Here is a 14,992-nt window from a genome sequence, read left to right as displayed (position 1 = left end):
TAGTCGAAAACCGCCGCTCATACACCCTCTCCCTGCTGCAGGCTTGGGGGTAAGGTTGTGGATAAAACCTGCAATCGCGGTGGATAAAACAGGGTTACCAAGTTATCCACATTTCACTCACACGCTATCCTTGAATTACCCCAACGGTACCGCACAGGATTAAATAGTTATAACTAATTGATAATAAAGAAATTTAAAAGGTTTATCCCACATCAACCGCTCCCCTTATTATTATTATTGGAAGTTATTTAAAGAATTTGTAATAAAGCGCCCAAAAAAAATCTGGCTGACTCACCCCCCGTTCTGCACGATTCCGTCCCCCTGTACCCTGATGGTGTCGGCCTCGATGCGTACCTCACGCCCCTGGATGGTCAACTCCCCCTGGGACGTGAGACGGATACCGGCATTGGCATGACCGATATGAATATCCCCTGACCGACTTTGCAGTGTGATCCGTCCGCTCGCTGACATGCCCAGACGCCCCCTCACCACATGGCACTCCAGATCCCCCTGTCGAACCTGCACCCGCATGCCATGACCCGCCTGCAGATCCATGGCACCCTGGCTTTGTTGCCGCAGATCTCCCTGCTCCGTCTGCAGATGAAGATCCCCTCCCGCCTGAACCCGCAGGTCCTCTCCGGATGTCAGATGCACGGACCCTTCACGCGTGTCCAGGGAAGCCGAGCCCTGCACCATCACCTGCTGATCCCCGCCCACCTCCACAATCTGATCACCACCGCTGTGAAGGGATAAGGACTGCCCCGCTTGCCAGAGCATGCGACCATCATCCGCGTGCAGGGCCAGGTGAGGATCCTCCGGTGTGGCATCCATGAGCAGACGCAACCCGTGGTCCCGGGTGCTCAGGCTCATGCGAGGGGCCCGAGGCTGATCATCCATGAGCAATTCGCTGCCCCCATGGGTTCGCAACAGGTTCTGGTAACGGTTGTGGGCAGTGACGGGGCTGGGGTGCTCCGCATTGGGCAGGGCGCCCAGGATGACGGGGCGGTGTGGATCGTTGTTCTCGAAAGCCACCAGCACCTCGGTACCCGCATGCAGGGGAAAGTGGAAGCCGAAGTTGTCGCCCGCATGGGGTGTCAACAGGCGCACCGGATGGCTGGCCTGTCCGGGAGCATGGGCGCGAGTATCGAAATCAAAGCGGATTCGGTAACGTCCCTGGGCATCCAGATGCACCGGTTCGCCCTCGGGCCCGTCAATGCGGGCAACAAAACGGGCGCCACTGCGGTGGGGTAACACCGGTGGGCGATAGGCCTGTGTAGACGGGATGAGTTCCAACTGGACACGAAACGCAGGCACCGCGGCATGGCTGCCACCCGGCAGGCTTGAGGCCTGCTCACCGCTGAGTTCCATGGCAGTGATGGTATATGCCTGATTGAATGGTGAGTAAGGATGACCGGTGAGGTGAATGCGCTGCCCTGGACTCAGGCCTCGGTACCCCGTCCAGGCCGAGAAGCTGAATCGTTGGGTGTCCAGGGCCTCGGCGCGCAGGCGGGCCAGATGCTCTCCCTGGCCAGGGGTACGAAAACCGGCGCCCCAGTGATCCTCAACACCCGCCGAGGGCGGTGCGCAAGTGTGTTGGGCCTTGAGCGAAACCTCAGGGTGGTCGGGGCAGTGGTCTCTCAGTTGCACCTGTCCGGGCACCAAGCGGGCACGGGGCTCCAGCCGGTAGATGATATCCACAGGGACGTGCTGGCCACTGAGAGGATGAAACGGCAATCGCTCTACGGGCGCCTCAGGCAAGTCACGGACATCATCGTGGATCACCAGGATTGCCCCCTGCCTGGATTGCTCAAAGCGGTAGAACAGGCCGTGAAAGGCCATCAGGCGTGTAATGAAAGCCAGGTCGTCCTCTTCCACCTGGACGATCAGGTCTTCCACTGGATCATCGCCCCGACAGGCCAGTCGCCATTGGGCCGGTGTCCAGCCGTGCCCTCGCAGCACCTCTTCGACCACGGCCAACACTCCCATGCCGGGAAAGACACGGTTTTGACGGGTTCGGGACAGGGGCGCCAGGGGGGATTCCAGGCGGATGCGCTGGATCACTCCCTGGCCGGTTGCCCCCGAGGCCTGATCCAGCCCTGTGATCAGGCCATGAATGCGAGGCGCGGATCTCCCTCGATCCAGGCTCAGACAGGCGGCCTGCCCCAGGATCTCGGCGGCCACCCAAGGGTGTTCGCTCAGGCAGCGGATATCCAGGCAATAGGCACGGCACAGGGCAAGATCCCGGCTACTGAAATCCAGCACCGTGAGGGGTCCATTGTGCCGCCCCTGGAGGTCAAGATGCAGACGCGGCGGATGTGTCATGGTTTTCATGGGCATGGATTCCCTGAGCTGGGGTCACGAAGGTGCTATCCGGCCAGCTGTGAGTGATCGGCGAAACGGGCAGCTTGCGTGTCCACAGGGTATCCATGCCCAGAATGGGTCCATGTCGGCCCAATCGAGGCAAGGGTCGGGACATGTGTTCCAGAGTGAGCACGAAACGATGATCACCACCCAATCCCCTGTGGATATCGGTGGCCAGGGCCTGACCGGGATGTTGGCCGGGTGACAGGGAACGAGCCTGGTCCATGGGCAGTGGCCCGATGATGATGTTGACGGGCCCGCTGCGGTCCGGTACCCGTTCGCCCAGATGGGTGTCCAGTCCCAACTGATTTCCCGGTAAGCTTCCCAGGCGTGTGGGAGGCGAGAGAGAGACCCATTGAGGCTGGAACTGCGCGATCCGCACGCGGGTGGGCATATCGGGGCACCATCGTCCCAGCCACCGACTGACCCGCGCCACCAGGGCATCCACGCTGGGTTCGGCGGTGATCCCCCCCATGAGGGGGGCGACCGTCCCTTGTGGAAAACCCTGGCCACTCAGGGCCGCCAGGTAGGTCCGTAGGGGATGATGGTCGCGCCCATCAGTCAGGGTCGGACGGGCTCGCTGCCATGCCCGGTAATGCAGGTGGGCCTGCCGGTTTCCGGGTATGTCCAGGAATCCCCTCAGCATCCGGGCCTCCAGGCCATCCCCTTGAGCAGCCTCGCGCAGGGCTACGGGTAAATGGCCCTCCACCCCGTACAGGCCTGGGAAGGTTGCGCGCAGGTGTACCCGGTCCTGGGTGTCCGGGAGGCGCTTCACCCCGGCGGAGGGAAAGGACATTCCAGGGTCCAGTGAGAGGGTGAGTGTGTCTTCTTGGTGAAGATGACAGCGCATGCGCTCCCATGGGCCATCCCTCCGGAGGTTTCCGGTCGGGCACCGGAGGGGAATCCTGCCGGATAGCCGTGGGGCGTTCATGGCGTATCTCCCACGGCTGCCATGGTATTGGCAACAACGTTCGGTACCCGAACGCTTCCCGGTGTGGGTCGCCCAGCCGGGCGATGCTCCAGATGCAGGCGAATGAAGCTGTTGAGCCCTGCATAATGGTTGAGGAAGCGCTCAAGTACCGAGGCGAACAACACACGATCTGCCTCGCTGGGAAAATGATCCGCGTCCACCTGCAAGCGGGCATCCTGGCCGTGGAGTACGGCTCCTCTCACCATGCGGTTGCAGGGTGTGACCCTGAGTTCGCCCAGACCCTGGAGTCTGCGCTGGTTTGACGGGTCGCCACTTCGATCGATGACTTGCAACACCCGCTGCAGGGCGGTGGTCGACATCAGCCCCTGCCGACGCAGGCATGCCAGTGACACCAGATCCCATCGCCATCCCGTCCGATCTGTGGGTGGGTAATGAGGTGTGGGGCGGATGAGGTGGCTGATCTTGACGGTGTCCGGAATATCCTTGACGCCATGGGCTGGGGTGCCGGGACTCAGGTGACGATGAGGAAGATCTCCGTTATGGACCAACAGACGGCATGACAGGGTTTCCCGGGATAGCGCCTGGGCCGGATCCAGTTCCAGCCAGGTCTGCCAGGTGCGATCGGGGCCGGGCCTTGGTAGTGCCTGATAAAGGGGATGCACGCGATCCATGTCATGGGCCAGCGCCGAGCGATACTCTCGTCGTTGGGCGTTGGTGCTGTCGATCCCGATGATCTGTTGCACCCGATGGGTGTGGATGGATTGTCGCGCTTGGGCATCGGCCAACACCGGATAGCGTGAACGCCCAGGCTCCCTGGGGATGGGTTCGGCGGTGTGTTCGAACAGGTTGATTGCCGGGATGCAGTGCAGACGCAGGCTGTGGCCGGTCAGAGGGATGGATGCAGGCAGATGCACATCCAATTGCAGGTGCAGGGTAAACCTGTGAACGCCCCGGGGAAGGGTTTCCCGGACGCCGGGATATAAACGGATGAAGCGGAAGGCCTCCGGAAAATGCAGGTAGTCCTGGAGCAGGTGAAGACCCGCGTGGGACGCATCGACCCATGGCACCATGGGGGACTGCCAGGGTCGGAGACCGTCATCCACGCCCCTTGAGCCCCTGACGGGGCGCTCCCCCTGCCCTTCCACCGAAAGGATCAGTTCACGGGTATGGTGACGGATGGCATGGACCAGGTCCGCGCCGCCACGCGGGTCGGCTGCATAAAGATCCAGATGGTCAGGCAGGATCGTGGGAGCACCCCGCGGGTCATGCACTTCAAGATGCAGAGACAGGCGTGTACCAGCGGGGGTGTCCTGAGCCTCGACATCCACCAACTCCAGTGAGTGAAGGGATAGTTCAGTAACGGTGCGAAAGCGGCACCGGGTGGACTCATGGCCTACCGGGTCAGTCTCCACCAGCGCCCCGGCTGGCACTGTCTGTGCCGTGCCGCCCCGCAGTCGATGCTGGAAAGCAAGCACGGTGCAGGACGGATAGGCACTCATGGCACCGGGCCATAGCTGTTCCAGCAGGGCCCCGGCAATCTCCGGAAGATCGTCATCCAGACGGCGGCTGATATCGGCATGGACGTGGGCGACACCCTGCAGGAGGGTTTCCATGACAGGTTCGGGGTTTTCCGGTGTGTCCAGCCCCAGCTGCCGGGCCGGCTCGGGGAAACCCTTCGCGAAGTGTCGGGCGGCATGATCCAGATGCAGGCGTTCGCGCAGCCATGCCTCGTCCTGAGCTTGGGGGAAGGTCTCGGGTCGGTGAAGATATTGAAGGATATCCATGGGGCCTCTCTTCCTTGATGAACGGCTGGCACCCCAACCCCTCTCCCACCAGGAGAGAGGGGTTGTGGAGCAAGGTTTCACTAACGCCCTTCGACCCAGGAATCCTGGAACTCGATGTTGCCGTCCACGTAGGTCCAGGTGATGCGCCCGTAGCGCAGGGAGACCTCCTCAAGGTGGGGATAGCGTTCCTTGTCCAGGTCCTTCACGTTGTGCATCGTGGGTTTCACCGAGGTGACCTTCACGTCCTCCAGGCGATGACGGAAGTATTCCCGTTCACTGCCGCTGTCATCGATGCGGAACCAGCTGATCACCACTTCCGAGAGGGTCTGGCCGTTGCTGCAGGCCTTGTAGAGATAGGGCGAGACCTTGTCGAAGGTCTTCACGAAGCGCAGGGGTTCGTGCTTGCGGGTACCGGTGAGGCTGCCGGTGTCGGAATCCGTGGGGATGCGGATCTGGTGCTCCAGCTGCAGCACCTCCACGGAGTTGCGCCGGCCGGTGATCTGCACCGGCCCCTCCACGGGGGCGCCTTGGTCATCACGGATACTCAGGTAGGCGGGTACGGCCATGTCATGCTCTCCTTGCAATGAATGGTTGGGACTTCAACAGCTTGCCCCGTGTCGGGGCAGGTTCAGGGGCGGGCTGTTTACCCGGCGTCCTTGGGCATCTGTGCCACCAGGGATAGCCGCACATCCACGCCCTCGATCTGAAAATGGGGCATCACGAAAAGATTCACGGCATACAGGCCCGGATTCTCCGGGATCTCCTCCACGCTCACCCGTCCGTCACGCAGGGGGTGACTGGCCACCAGGGACGGGTCCGGATCCTTCATGCGGGTGACCAGTGTCTGCAGCCACTGGTTGAGTTCATCTTCCAGCACCTGTCGCGACTTGCTGGCGCCGATGTTTTCCCGCTGCAGGATCTTCAGGTAATGGGCGATGCGGGACACCAGCATCACATAGGGCAGACGAGCATTGACCAGGCTATTGGCGGTGGCCTCCGGGGATGGATACTCCCCAGGCCGCTGGGTGGAGTTGGCCGAGAAGAAGCAGGCGAAATCCCGGTTCTTGTAGTAACTCAGAGGGATGAACCCCATGCGGGCATATTCCAGTTCCCGGCTCTCGGAGATCAGGAACTCCGTGGGCATGCGGGTCTGCAGGCCCTGACCCAGGTCGTACTGGTGCAGGGGCAATCCGGGCACCTTGCCGCCGGATTCGGGCCCGCGGATGTTCACTGCCCAGCCATGATCACGGAAGCTCTCGGCCATGTTGGCAGCAAAGGCAAAGGCGGCGTTGCCCCAGAGATACTTGTCCGGCTCCGGTCCCAGGGTATTCTCCTGGTAGCAGAAGCTGCGTACCGGGTGATCCTGGCCATAGGGCAATCGCAGCAGGAACCGGGGCAGGGTCAGGCCCACGTAGCGGGCATCTTCGCTGTCGCGGAAGGCATTCCAGCGGATGAAGGCGGCCTGGTCCATGTGGGCCCCCAAGTCCTGAATACGGGGCAGTTCGCTGATCTGCTGCTTGCCGAAGAATCGGGGGCCCACCGAACCAATGAAGGGGCAATGACAGGCGGCACTGACCCGGGCGATCTCCCCCAGCAGGCCGATGTCCTGGGCGGTGTTGTCGAAACAATAGTCAGAGATCAGGGCACTGACCGGCTCTCCGCCAGGGGTGTCATATTCCTGGACATAGATCTGACGATAGAGACCGCTCTGGGTGGTATCGGCGGCATCCTCGAAATCCTCCTGAAGCTCCGTCTTGCTCACATCCAGCAGTTCCAGCTTCACATGGGCCCGAGGGTCGGCCCGTTCGGTGAGAAACTGCAGGCTGCGCCAGGCGGCCTCCAGCCGCTGAAACGCCGGGTGGTGCAGGATGTCATCCAGCTGTTCGCCAATCAGGGTATCGATGCGGGCAATGAAATCATCCACCAGGATCTTGTCGATGCGCGGAACGCTCTCGCCCGCGGCGGGCGGGTCGAGAAAATCCAGCAGAACCCCCAGGGCGGCGGTGAGGCGGTCCCCCTGAGGGATCTGAGCCAGTTCTGCGGCGTCAATGAAACGATCCAGATCCAGCCCCTGTTCCAGGGGTGTGACGGCGGCCAGGTGGCACAGGCGCACGTAGGGCGCGATCTTGCTCGGGGTGTCCACGGTCTGTGTGGCGGTCATCTGCATCTCCTTGCAGTCTTCCCGGATGATGGGCTTGCGTGTGTGGTCAGGCTGATCAGTGCTCGGCTGCATCGGGTGATGAAGCCTCGGCGGGCGGCATCAGGCGCTTGAGCTGGCCCTGAAGGGCCTTGAGTTCTTCATCATCCCGAATGATCCGGTCCAGTTCGCGGCGCAGTTCGGTATTGTCCAGTAGGCTGGATTTCATTTCCTTGAGCAGGTTGCGCATGGCCATCAGCCGGGCCAGCGAAGGAATCCTTGCGGCCACCGCCTCCGGGGAAAAGTCCTTGAGATGCTCGAAGGTGAGATCCACTGGAATCTCCCGGTCCTGGGATGAAGTCCTGTCCGGTACGCTGAAACGCAGCGAGGGCGCCATGTCCTTGAGTACCGCCTGCAGGTTGCCGCTGTGAACCCCGATGCGGGGACGATCCGCCACGCGGCCCTGGGCGCGGCCATGGCTGAAATCGCCCATCACCAGCATCTTGAAGGGCAGGTCCACCTTCCTGCGGGCGCCGCCCTGATTGACCTCCAGGGCGATATTCACTCGTGCACGGGGCACTTCATTCTGAAAACTGCGGGTCATGGCAAGGTTCCTCATCCTTGTGGCTGTCGGTTGTCATGGGGGCCCGCCGCGGTCCGTGACCGCCCCTCGGGCAGGGGAAAAGACGCCATGGCCGCCTGGGGATCCAGGCGGGCCAGTTCCTGTTCACATTCGCGGATCAATGCCTCCTGGGGCACCCCCCGGGCACTGAGCATGAGGGCCACCTGGTGCAGGCGGGTGATCAGTATCGTGCCCATGGCCGGATCCCAGTCCACGATCCTGACCACCTCCAGGTGCGCCCGGGCGGCTTGCAGGATGGGCAAAGCCACATCCGGTCGCCGGGCCCGAAGACACAGCTCGGCCCGAGCGATCGCGGCTGTCAGGCGCTGTCGTTCGGTGTTCATGGGCCAGCGCTCCAGGACTTGCCAGGCCTCGGGCAACGGCAGGGCGCTGAGGGTGTCTGGATCCGGTTCCCCGGCGACGTGATCGGCCGACGGGGTGGGGTCGGCCGATTGACTGGCCGGGAGGGATTCGCTGGTGGGCCCACCTTGCAGCCATGCAAGGGTGGCGGCATCCGCAAAGGGTCTGCCATCGTCGAAGCTCAGTGCTTCCAGGCCGGGCAGGCGCTGGATCAGGACACGGGCATGGGCCTGGATGTCCAGGGCCAGATCGGCGGCCTGATGCTGTTCTGCTGCATTGGCCAGACGGTGTTGCAGATCCAGGGCCAGATGGAATCCCGGTTCGAAAAACAAGGCTGCGCCGCTTGCCAACACGCAGGCCCAGTCGCCTCGGGCCTGTGCCTCATCCAGGGTAGCCCAGCCACCTGCCCGGGGCGGTGGGATACGGGTCATGCCCCGATCGTGGGGGGGCAGGGTCAGACCCGCCCAGCGAGCGGCGCGGGCAAAGGCCCAGGCCTCGATGAGACGCCCCTGTTTCTGCAGGGCATCGTGCAGGTTGCGGGCACTGGATACCAGGGTTTCCGTGGATAGATCCAGCACCCGCGCAGGATTGCGAGGCTCGGGCGGCGGCGACGGGTCCAGGCCACCCTCCTCCGGGTTCACCGATGAGGTGCCCCTCGCGCCGGGGTCTGCAACTGAGTCCTTTCGGCGTGCCTGAAGCCATTGGCGCAGGATGTGCCATCGGGGTGGCATGCCCGGATCGTCCCAGGGCCCCATCGCCAGTCGGGTCTCGATGTGTTCGAGGTCGTCCTCTATCTGCTTCACCTGGTCCGGGGTCAGGGTGGCATCCAGCTGATTCAGGAGAAGTCGGACGCGTTCACTGTTAAGCCAGTCCAGGGCGGCGCGACGCTGAGCCGGCTTGCAGGGGTGAATGGGGCCATCGCCGGACGCCAGCAACTGTCGGTAAAGGCTCGTGCCGGTCATCAGCCCAGGAATTTGATCACGGGTGACCAGTGCCAGCCAGAGATACCCTGCCACCCGCAGATCCTTGGCCTGAGTGCCCAGGAACCTGCCGGCATCCTGGATCACCTGGTCAAAATCCGTTCCCTGAAGGCGGCCCATGGCCTGTTTAATGGCCAGCAGGGTGGGATGATGACGTGGATCCTCGATGCCTGAATCCTTGCCAAGCGGCGCGGTCGCCCATCGAATAAGGGATGCCGATTCGACAACGGGTGCCAACAGGTCAGGAGATGCAGTCTTCATCCGCGGCCTCCCCCAAATGGCGATGCGGGCAACTGAAAGCCGGTGAAGAGTTGCTGACGCAGGAAATTCTGCTGACGGTCAGGGCGGATGCGAAAACGGATCTCCCGAGGCTCGCCCTGGCCTTGATCAGGTAGTTTCCAGCGGGTGGTGTACACATGCCCCTCCTGGTCATCGGCCACTACCTGGGCCACATACAGTAGCCGGAACAGGCCCCAGACGCCCTGCTCCCGGTATTCCCCGATGGCAGCACCCTGATGATCCCTGGCACGAACACGGGCACCCGGCGTGCTGGCATCGCCGGGCCAGGTGAAGCGCCGCCACTCCTGGGGTTCGTTGCGGTAGCGGTACACCTGCCCATTGGTCTGGAGCACCACTTCGCTCAGGCCGGGGCTGGGCAAGGGATAGAGATGGAAGCTCAATTCGGCGGTTCCCTGCCCCTGTGCAAACAGGGCTCGGGTGATCTCATCCGCCCGTTCCATGCTTTGGATGAAACCGCGTGAAAAGGCAGGCCCCACGCCGATCCAGGTTCTGGAACGCCATGAGCCCCGGGTATGCTCGATGAAAGGACTCAAATCCTCATGGACAACCCCCCATAGCACGCCCTGTTCGGGATGAAAGAAATCCACCACGTCCATCAGGGTAGCGTCCTGACCCTGGGTATCGAAGGGGAAACGCCCGCTCAGACGTTCCTGCCAAGGGACCCTCACTTGCACCTGCCACTGGCGTTCCAGATCCGTGACTGCCGTCTGCATCAAAGCACGCCAACCCTCCTGCACAATCGATCTGAGCAGGTTGTCAAGTAGCGTTCGGTCTGCGGCAGGCAGATCTGCCAGCAATGCAGTGGTGGATACCCAGGCTGCCTGAAGGGGGGTGCGACCACCCTGCCCCCGCAAGAGCCCGGCTGCGGCCACGCGGGCCTCTCGGGCAGGATCCACACTGGCCGCCAGGGACTCCAGATCCGAGGCGACGGCCCGCAGGCTCTCCAGATGACCGTTCAAAAGGGCACTGACAGGGTGATCTTCATCCGGAGAAAACAGCGCCATCAGGGATGCCGGGTGGCGTTCACCGCCGACCAGGATCACAGACGAATCCATGGATATCTCAGCCCCCTGGGGAAGTCCTTCCAGCGTCTTGCCCAAGGCGCCCAGAGGCGCGGATGGCTCATCCAGATGAAGATGATCGTGGACCCAACGGGCCAGGCGCGTCAGTGTGCCGCTCTCGGCGCTGAGTTGCCTGATGCCATCTGCTGCCACCGGCAGGCTGCGAAACTGCCGGACGCGCAGGCCGGCCAGGAAGTCGCGCCAGGCTTGATGATAATCGTCCAGATAGCGTTGGCGCAGATCATGGGTCAGGGCCTTGGTGGTTTCCGTGTCCACGGGGTGCCGCACTGAGTCAGCTGTGACTTCCTGGGTCACCCAGTCGCCACGCAAGGCCTGTTCCACCAACTCATCGATGGTTGGGAGTGCAAACCGTTGCCAGGCCTCGGCGGTATAGAGCTCCGGCAGGGGATGATCGGCGGTGATCAGTCGTGCTCCCTCGGGGCCAAGGATGTCGTCAAGGGGGAAGGTGCCCAATTGCCGCGCGGCCCGGGATTGCAGTCGGGCATATATGGCTCGAGGCGAGGTCTCTGTCTGAAGTTGGCCACGCACCTGGGCTACCAAGTCTGCGTGGACGGTTGAAATGGGTGTCAGGTCATGGCTGAGCCAGCGCTGCCAGAGTGCTTCGAGGGTCCGCGCGTCCGGTTGATCCGGATGGCCACGAGCCGGCGGGTGATCCCTGACGAGGGTGGCCAGTCCCTGGGAGAGGATGTGCGCATCCCGATGGGCCGGCTGATGGATCATCAGGTACAGCCTGAGATCTTCATAGTGGGCAGGGCGTTCGAGTTCCCGTTGCATTGGATCCAGTGAGGCCCACTGCTGGGCACGTTCCCGGATCCGTGCCTCCAGCGCAGTGACGGCATCAGGCAGGATCACCGCGTTCATCACCTGGGCGAGGCCCTTATCCAGGGCCATGGCCTGGTTTCCGGGCCACCAGGGAAGGGGGTGAAAGGGCAACGGCGCATGCCCATGGGGCGATTCCAGGTGTTGGCTGTGAGCATGCAGGGCCACAAGGCTGGCAAGAATGGCGGGATCCCGATCCCGAGCCGCGTCGTTCAGGTCCTGAATCAGGCTGACACTGGCGTGCATGAGATCCGCCTGAGTGCGCTTGGCCGGGTGCGGTAGGGCCAGGGAAGCCATCAGCAAGAGCGCACTGAGGATGAGCATGAGGTTCTGCAGTACCACCCCGCGAAGGGCCCGGCGGTGTGTTGCACGGGGCGGCACCGGGTCATCCAGAATGCGCTCCAGGGTGAGCCCCGTCCTGTCCTTGTCTCCCGGGCTTTCAGTCCGCGAGGTACCACTCAGATGCACGGCCACGATGGGCGGGATTTCCTGGCCGGGATCGGGACGGCACAGGCGTGTCAGTACATCCCGCAGACACCCGGCAGCCCGCTCCATGCGATGGGAAAAGGCGAGGATTTCGCCCGCTCGACTCGCATCCCGACCCAGATCCAGTGCCTTCAGTCGATTCCGGTCCAGATCCTCAAGAAGGCGTTCCAAGGCCTCATCCAGCTGTGGCAACGTGTCCTGCCGAGGATCCAGCGCAAAACCCCAGATCCCGTCATCTTCGTCTGCCAGGATGGGCGCCAGCCACGTAAACCCGGGCATCTGGTCCATGTGCGTGAGGACCACATGCACCGGTGGCAACTGACCCAGGGTGCCGCAAAGTTCCTGGAGTTGGCGGCGCAGGGTGCCTACCCGTGCGTCTCGCTGTGGGGGTTCCAACGCCAGCAGTGCTGGCAGGCTCAGGGTCATGATCACGCCCCGGAGGGGACGGCGGGATCGTTGCCGCCGCAAATGGTCCAGCAGACGTCGCCAAAGGGCCTGATCATCGGCTGCCTCCATGATGTGTCCTCGCGTTTCCACCCACACAGCTCTCTGTAGCAGGCGGATATTCACCGCCGCCTGAGGGGATATCTGCTGCGAGGCGGGCAGATCCTGCCCGGGTATCGACCCCTCACCCATACTGCGGGCATGGGCGTTCAGGAGTCGGGTCTTGCCACTGCCGAGCGGTCCCATGAGTAGATACCATGGTGCGGTTTGTCGGGCGCGAAGACTGAGTCGGCCGCGGAGTGTGGAGTCCAGGTGTTTTCCGATCGACTTGAGCGCCGCGTCCAGATCCCGGGATTCTTCATCACCGTGATCCGGGGTGTTTTTGGCGTCGCTGACCGCCCCACTGTCACGGTGAACACGGGTACGCCACCACACCAGTAAACCCAGGCCCAAGATGATGACCATGACCCATGGCAACCATATGGGCACCCGGTTCAGCCCCATGCGAATGTCCGGCCAGAACAGGATCACCAACCCAAGGGCCATGACAAGTCCTGTCGCCGGTCCGGCAAGGCGCATCAAGGGATTTCGCAAGCGGGCGAACAGATGAATCATGGTTGCACCCATTCATCAGGCTGAACCAATGGGATCCGTGAGAGGTTCTCTGTGTGGCTTTCCAGCCTGACGCCCAGGTCTTGGGCCAGGGTGTGCAATTGCCAGCCATGGAAGAACATGACCACCGGAATCAGGGCCAGCAGGGTCAGGCTGATGCCGCGAACCGAAGGCTGAACAGGCCATGCGCGTTTCCTTGACCGCGCATCGACCGATGATGCAGCGGCCGAGGGTTGCGCCTCCGATTCCCGCAGTTGTCGCACCTGCTCGCGTAGATCGCTCTTCAGGGACTCAAGACGTTCCGGCCCACGCACACGATAGACGCCCTCCAGGCCAAGATGCAGACAACACAGATAGAGTTCCAGCAAATCAAGATGATCGCCGGGGTGTTGGCGAAGTGCTGCCAGATGCTCGAAGAATCCCTCGCCGCCGCGGTACTCACCGAACAGGAAGACCTGCAGAGGTTCGCTGGTCCAATGCTCCGCCAGGGTGTCAGTGCGTGACATGATGCGCTCATCCACCAGCACGGCCAGGGCATAACGGGCGTCTTGCACACCCTTGCCCGGAAGCCCTCGCGCCTGGGCTCTCAGGGTGAATTGCTGCAGATCCTCAAGGATCCTATGGCGCCAGGGGGGGCCATCCGGTGGGTTCTCATCGGCCCCGTCCAGGTGTGCAAGGGTTTCCAGCAGTGGGCCCGCGCAATCGAGGTAGAGATTGCTCATGGCGCCTCCCGGTCTCCCACCATGAGTTCCAGGTGCAAGTGGCGCAGCCCAGCGGGCAGGAAGATGCCCAGGCTGTCGCTTTCCAGGAGTGCCTGCCAGGATTCTCCATGCGGTTCCAGACGAAAGCACTCTCGACCCCGCGGTACGGGCAGGTCCGCCGGGGGGGTGGGCAGATGGCAAAGAGAGACCCCCGGCAGGGCGGTGCGGATCAGCAGGTCCAGTTGATCGGCGCTGGCGACCTTGGCCTGGCGGGGAAAATCACTGATCCAGTCGGTATCGTCCGTCTCGGCACGGGCAATGATGTACAACAGTTGCGACGCGGTGAAGCTGCTCGACAGACCCCGTGCCTGGAAGCGCCCCTCGGAAAGCTGCTCCAGGGCAGGGGGCCGCGTGTGCAGGGCATGGTAATGATTGATCACTTCCCCCAGGCACGCATCAAGCAACCGAAAACCTGGACCTGGATCCTCGTGTTGATAGGTGGGGATGCGCCAATTCAGTGTGTCGTCGGGCACAATTGGCTGGAGTTCCGCGCAGGTCTCGGCGAGGGCCAGGTGAAGCCGTTCGGGATGGATGGATTCCATGGCCCGCAGGTGATCCAGATGGATTAAAAGTCGCTGCAGACAGGCGCTGAGGGCATGAATGAGATAGCGATCAGCAGGCCTGCATACCGCCCTCTCCTCGGCCAACTCCCGCAACTGGAACCGAATGCGCTCTGCCAGCTGCCCAATGAAACGCTGTAGCGCGGGAGAGGCCTCAAGGCTGAGCAGGGGGGGGATGAAATCGTCGTCGATCTGGAAGCCACCCCCCGTGCGCGGTTTGAGTCGGGCCACAGGGAGGCGGACCAAATCGGGGTCGGCGGGGGTCTCGGTGCCCAGCACCAGGTTCAGCTGTCCGAGGGCCACTTCCTGCCGACGCTGGGTGTCGTGCTCGTCGCCCAATTCCTTATAGTCCACCCGCCAGGCACCACGGCGATGCCCGGCGGACTCATACCCCGTCATGCCCAGGGCCTGGCGTGCACGTGTGAGCAGGAGGTGAACGATGACCGGCTCCTTGGCGCGATCGGGGAGTTCGCAGGCCAGGGGGTCATCATCAAAGGGATCCACCGTGACCAGACGGCCATCCGGAAGAATGGCCTCCAGTTCCAGGACGCGGCACGTGCCCATGCCGGGGGCATCAGGATCCAGACGCAGTCGATGTACCCCCCAGCCCCGTGGGTGGGTGATGCGGAAACGCTCGATCAAGGCCTGTTCGTGATAACGATCCCAGGCTTGAAAATGCTGCTGACCGAGGAGGATGCCCTCGCTCCAGATGACCTTGCGGATGGCTGCCATGTCCCTGCCCTTCCCTGGCGG

10 protein-coding genes are annotated in these 14,992 nt (G+C 62.8%); all 10 read right to left on the bottom strand.

Going from position 1 to position 14,992, the window contains the following annotated elements:
- Positions 1-291: 291 nt before the first annotated feature.
- On the bottom strand, positions 292-2,331 hold the full coding sequence (locus BMY52_RS05060; protein WP_177169857.1) for a type VI secretion system Vgr family protein: 2,040 nt from the start codon (positions 2,329-2,331) through the stop codon (positions 292-294).
- Complete coding sequence (locus BMY52_RS05055; protein WP_281244066.1) at positions 2,294-3,211, bottom strand: type VI secretion system baseplate subunit TssG; 918 nt, start codon at positions 3,209-3,211, stop codon at positions 2,294-2,296. Before BMY52_RS05055 ends, BMY52_RS05060 begins: the two co-directional genes overlap by 38 nt.
- A gap of 77 nt (positions 3,212-3,288) precedes the next feature.
- Positions 3,289-5,076, bottom strand: coding sequence for a type VI secretion system baseplate subunit TssF (gene tssF, locus BMY52_RS05050; RefSeq protein ID WP_090251719.1), 1,788 nt, complete (start codon positions 5,074-5,076; stop codon positions 3,289-3,291).
- Positions 5,077-5,156: 80 nt separating this feature from the next.
- Positions 5,157-5,642 (bottom strand): Hcp family type VI secretion system effector, encoded by a 486-nt coding sequence (locus BMY52_RS05045; RefSeq protein WP_090251716.1) that lies wholly within the window; start codon positions 5,640-5,642, stop codon positions 5,157-5,159.
- A gap of 77 nt (positions 5,643-5,719) precedes the next feature.
- Positions 5,720-7,309 carry a type VI secretion system contractile sheath large subunit gene (tssC, locus tag BMY52_RS05040; protein WP_245740602.1) on the bottom strand — a complete coding sequence of 530 codons (1,590 nt, stop codon included), beginning with the start codon at positions 7,307-7,309 and terminating at the stop codon, positions 5,720-5,722.
- Positions 7,293-7,817 carry a type VI secretion system contractile sheath small subunit gene (gene tssB, locus BMY52_RS05035; protein ID WP_090251713.1) on the bottom strand — a complete coding sequence of 175 codons (525 nt, stop codon included), beginning with the start codon at positions 7,815-7,817 and terminating at the stop codon, positions 7,293-7,295. Before tssB ends, tssC begins: the two co-directional genes overlap by 17 nt.
- 11 nt (positions 7,818-7,828) lie before the next feature.
- A complete protein-coding gene (locus BMY52_RS05030; RefSeq protein ID WP_090251711.1) occupies positions 7,829-9,436 on the bottom strand; it encodes a TssA family type VI secretion system protein in 1,608 nt (535 codons plus the stop codon).
- On the bottom strand, positions 9,433-12,852 hold the full coding sequence (locus BMY52_RS05025; RefSeq protein WP_177169855.1) for an ImcF-related family protein: 3,420 nt from the start codon (positions 12,850-12,852) through the stop codon (positions 9,433-9,435). The genes BMY52_RS05030 and BMY52_RS05025 overlap by 4 nt, the downstream gene beginning before the upstream one ends.
- A 65-nt stretch (positions 12,853-12,917) precedes the next feature.
- Positions 12,918-13,640, bottom strand: a complete 723-nt coding sequence (icmH, locus tag BMY52_RS05020) for a type IVB secretion system protein IcmH/DotU (RefSeq protein ID WP_090251706.1) — start codon at positions 13,638-13,640, stop codon at positions 12,918-12,920.
- A complete protein-coding gene (tssK, locus tag BMY52_RS05015) occupies positions 13,637-14,971 on the bottom strand; it encodes a type VI secretion system baseplate subunit TssK (RefSeq protein WP_090251703.1) in 1,335 nt (444 codons plus the stop codon). The genes icmH and tssK overlap by 4 nt, the downstream gene beginning before the upstream one ends.
- Positions 14,972-14,992: the final 21 nt, after the last annotated feature.

The sequence above is a fragment of the Ectothiorhodospira marina genome (assembly GCF_900109495.1).
GTDB lineage: Bacteria > Pseudomonadota > Gammaproteobacteria > Ectothiorhodospirales > Ectothiorhodospiraceae > Ectothiorhodospira > Ectothiorhodospira marina.
Note: the sequence above shows the minus strand (reverse complement) of the source record. Positions and strands in the feature narration are given on the sequence as shown.

Bases quoted from the DNA above. Each gene is read 5' to 3' on its own strand.
- tssK (WP_090251703.1), bottom strand. From the start codon at position 14,971: ATGGCAGCCATCCGCAAGGTCATCTGGAGCGAGGGCATCCTCCTCGGT.
- BMY52_RS05060 (WP_177169857.1), bottom strand. From the start codon at position 2,331: ATGAAAACCATGACACATCCGCCGCGTCTGCATCTTGACCTCCAGGGG.
- tssF (WP_090251719.1), bottom strand. From the start codon at position 5,076: ATGGATATCCTTCAATATCTTCACCGACCCGAGACCTTCCCCCAAGCT.
- tssC (WP_245740602.1), bottom strand. From the start codon at position 7,309: ATGCAGCCGAGCACTGATCAGCCTGACCACACACGCAAGCCCATCATC.
- BMY52_RS05055 (WP_281244066.1), bottom strand. From the start codon at position 3,211: ATGCGCTGTCATCTTCACCAAGAAGACACACTCACCCTCTCACTGGAC.
- tssB (WP_090251713.1), bottom strand. From the start codon at position 7,817: ATGACCCGCAGTTTTCAGAATGAAGTGCCCCGTGCACGAGTGAATATC.
- BMY52_RS05025 (WP_177169855.1), bottom strand. From the start codon at position 12,852: ATGGCCCTTGGGTTGGTGATCCTGTTCTGGCCGGACATTCGCATGGGG.
- icmH (WP_090251706.1), bottom strand. From the start codon at position 13,640: ATGAGCAATCTCTACCTCGATTGCGCGGGCCCACTGCTGGAAACCCTT.
- BMY52_RS05045 (WP_090251716.1), bottom strand. From the start codon at position 5,642: ATGGCCGTACCCGCCTACCTGAGTATCCGTGATGACCAAGGCGCCCCC.
- BMY52_RS05030 (WP_090251711.1), bottom strand. From the start codon at position 9,436: ATGAAGACTGCATCTCCTGACCTGTTGGCACCCGTTGTCGAATCGGCA.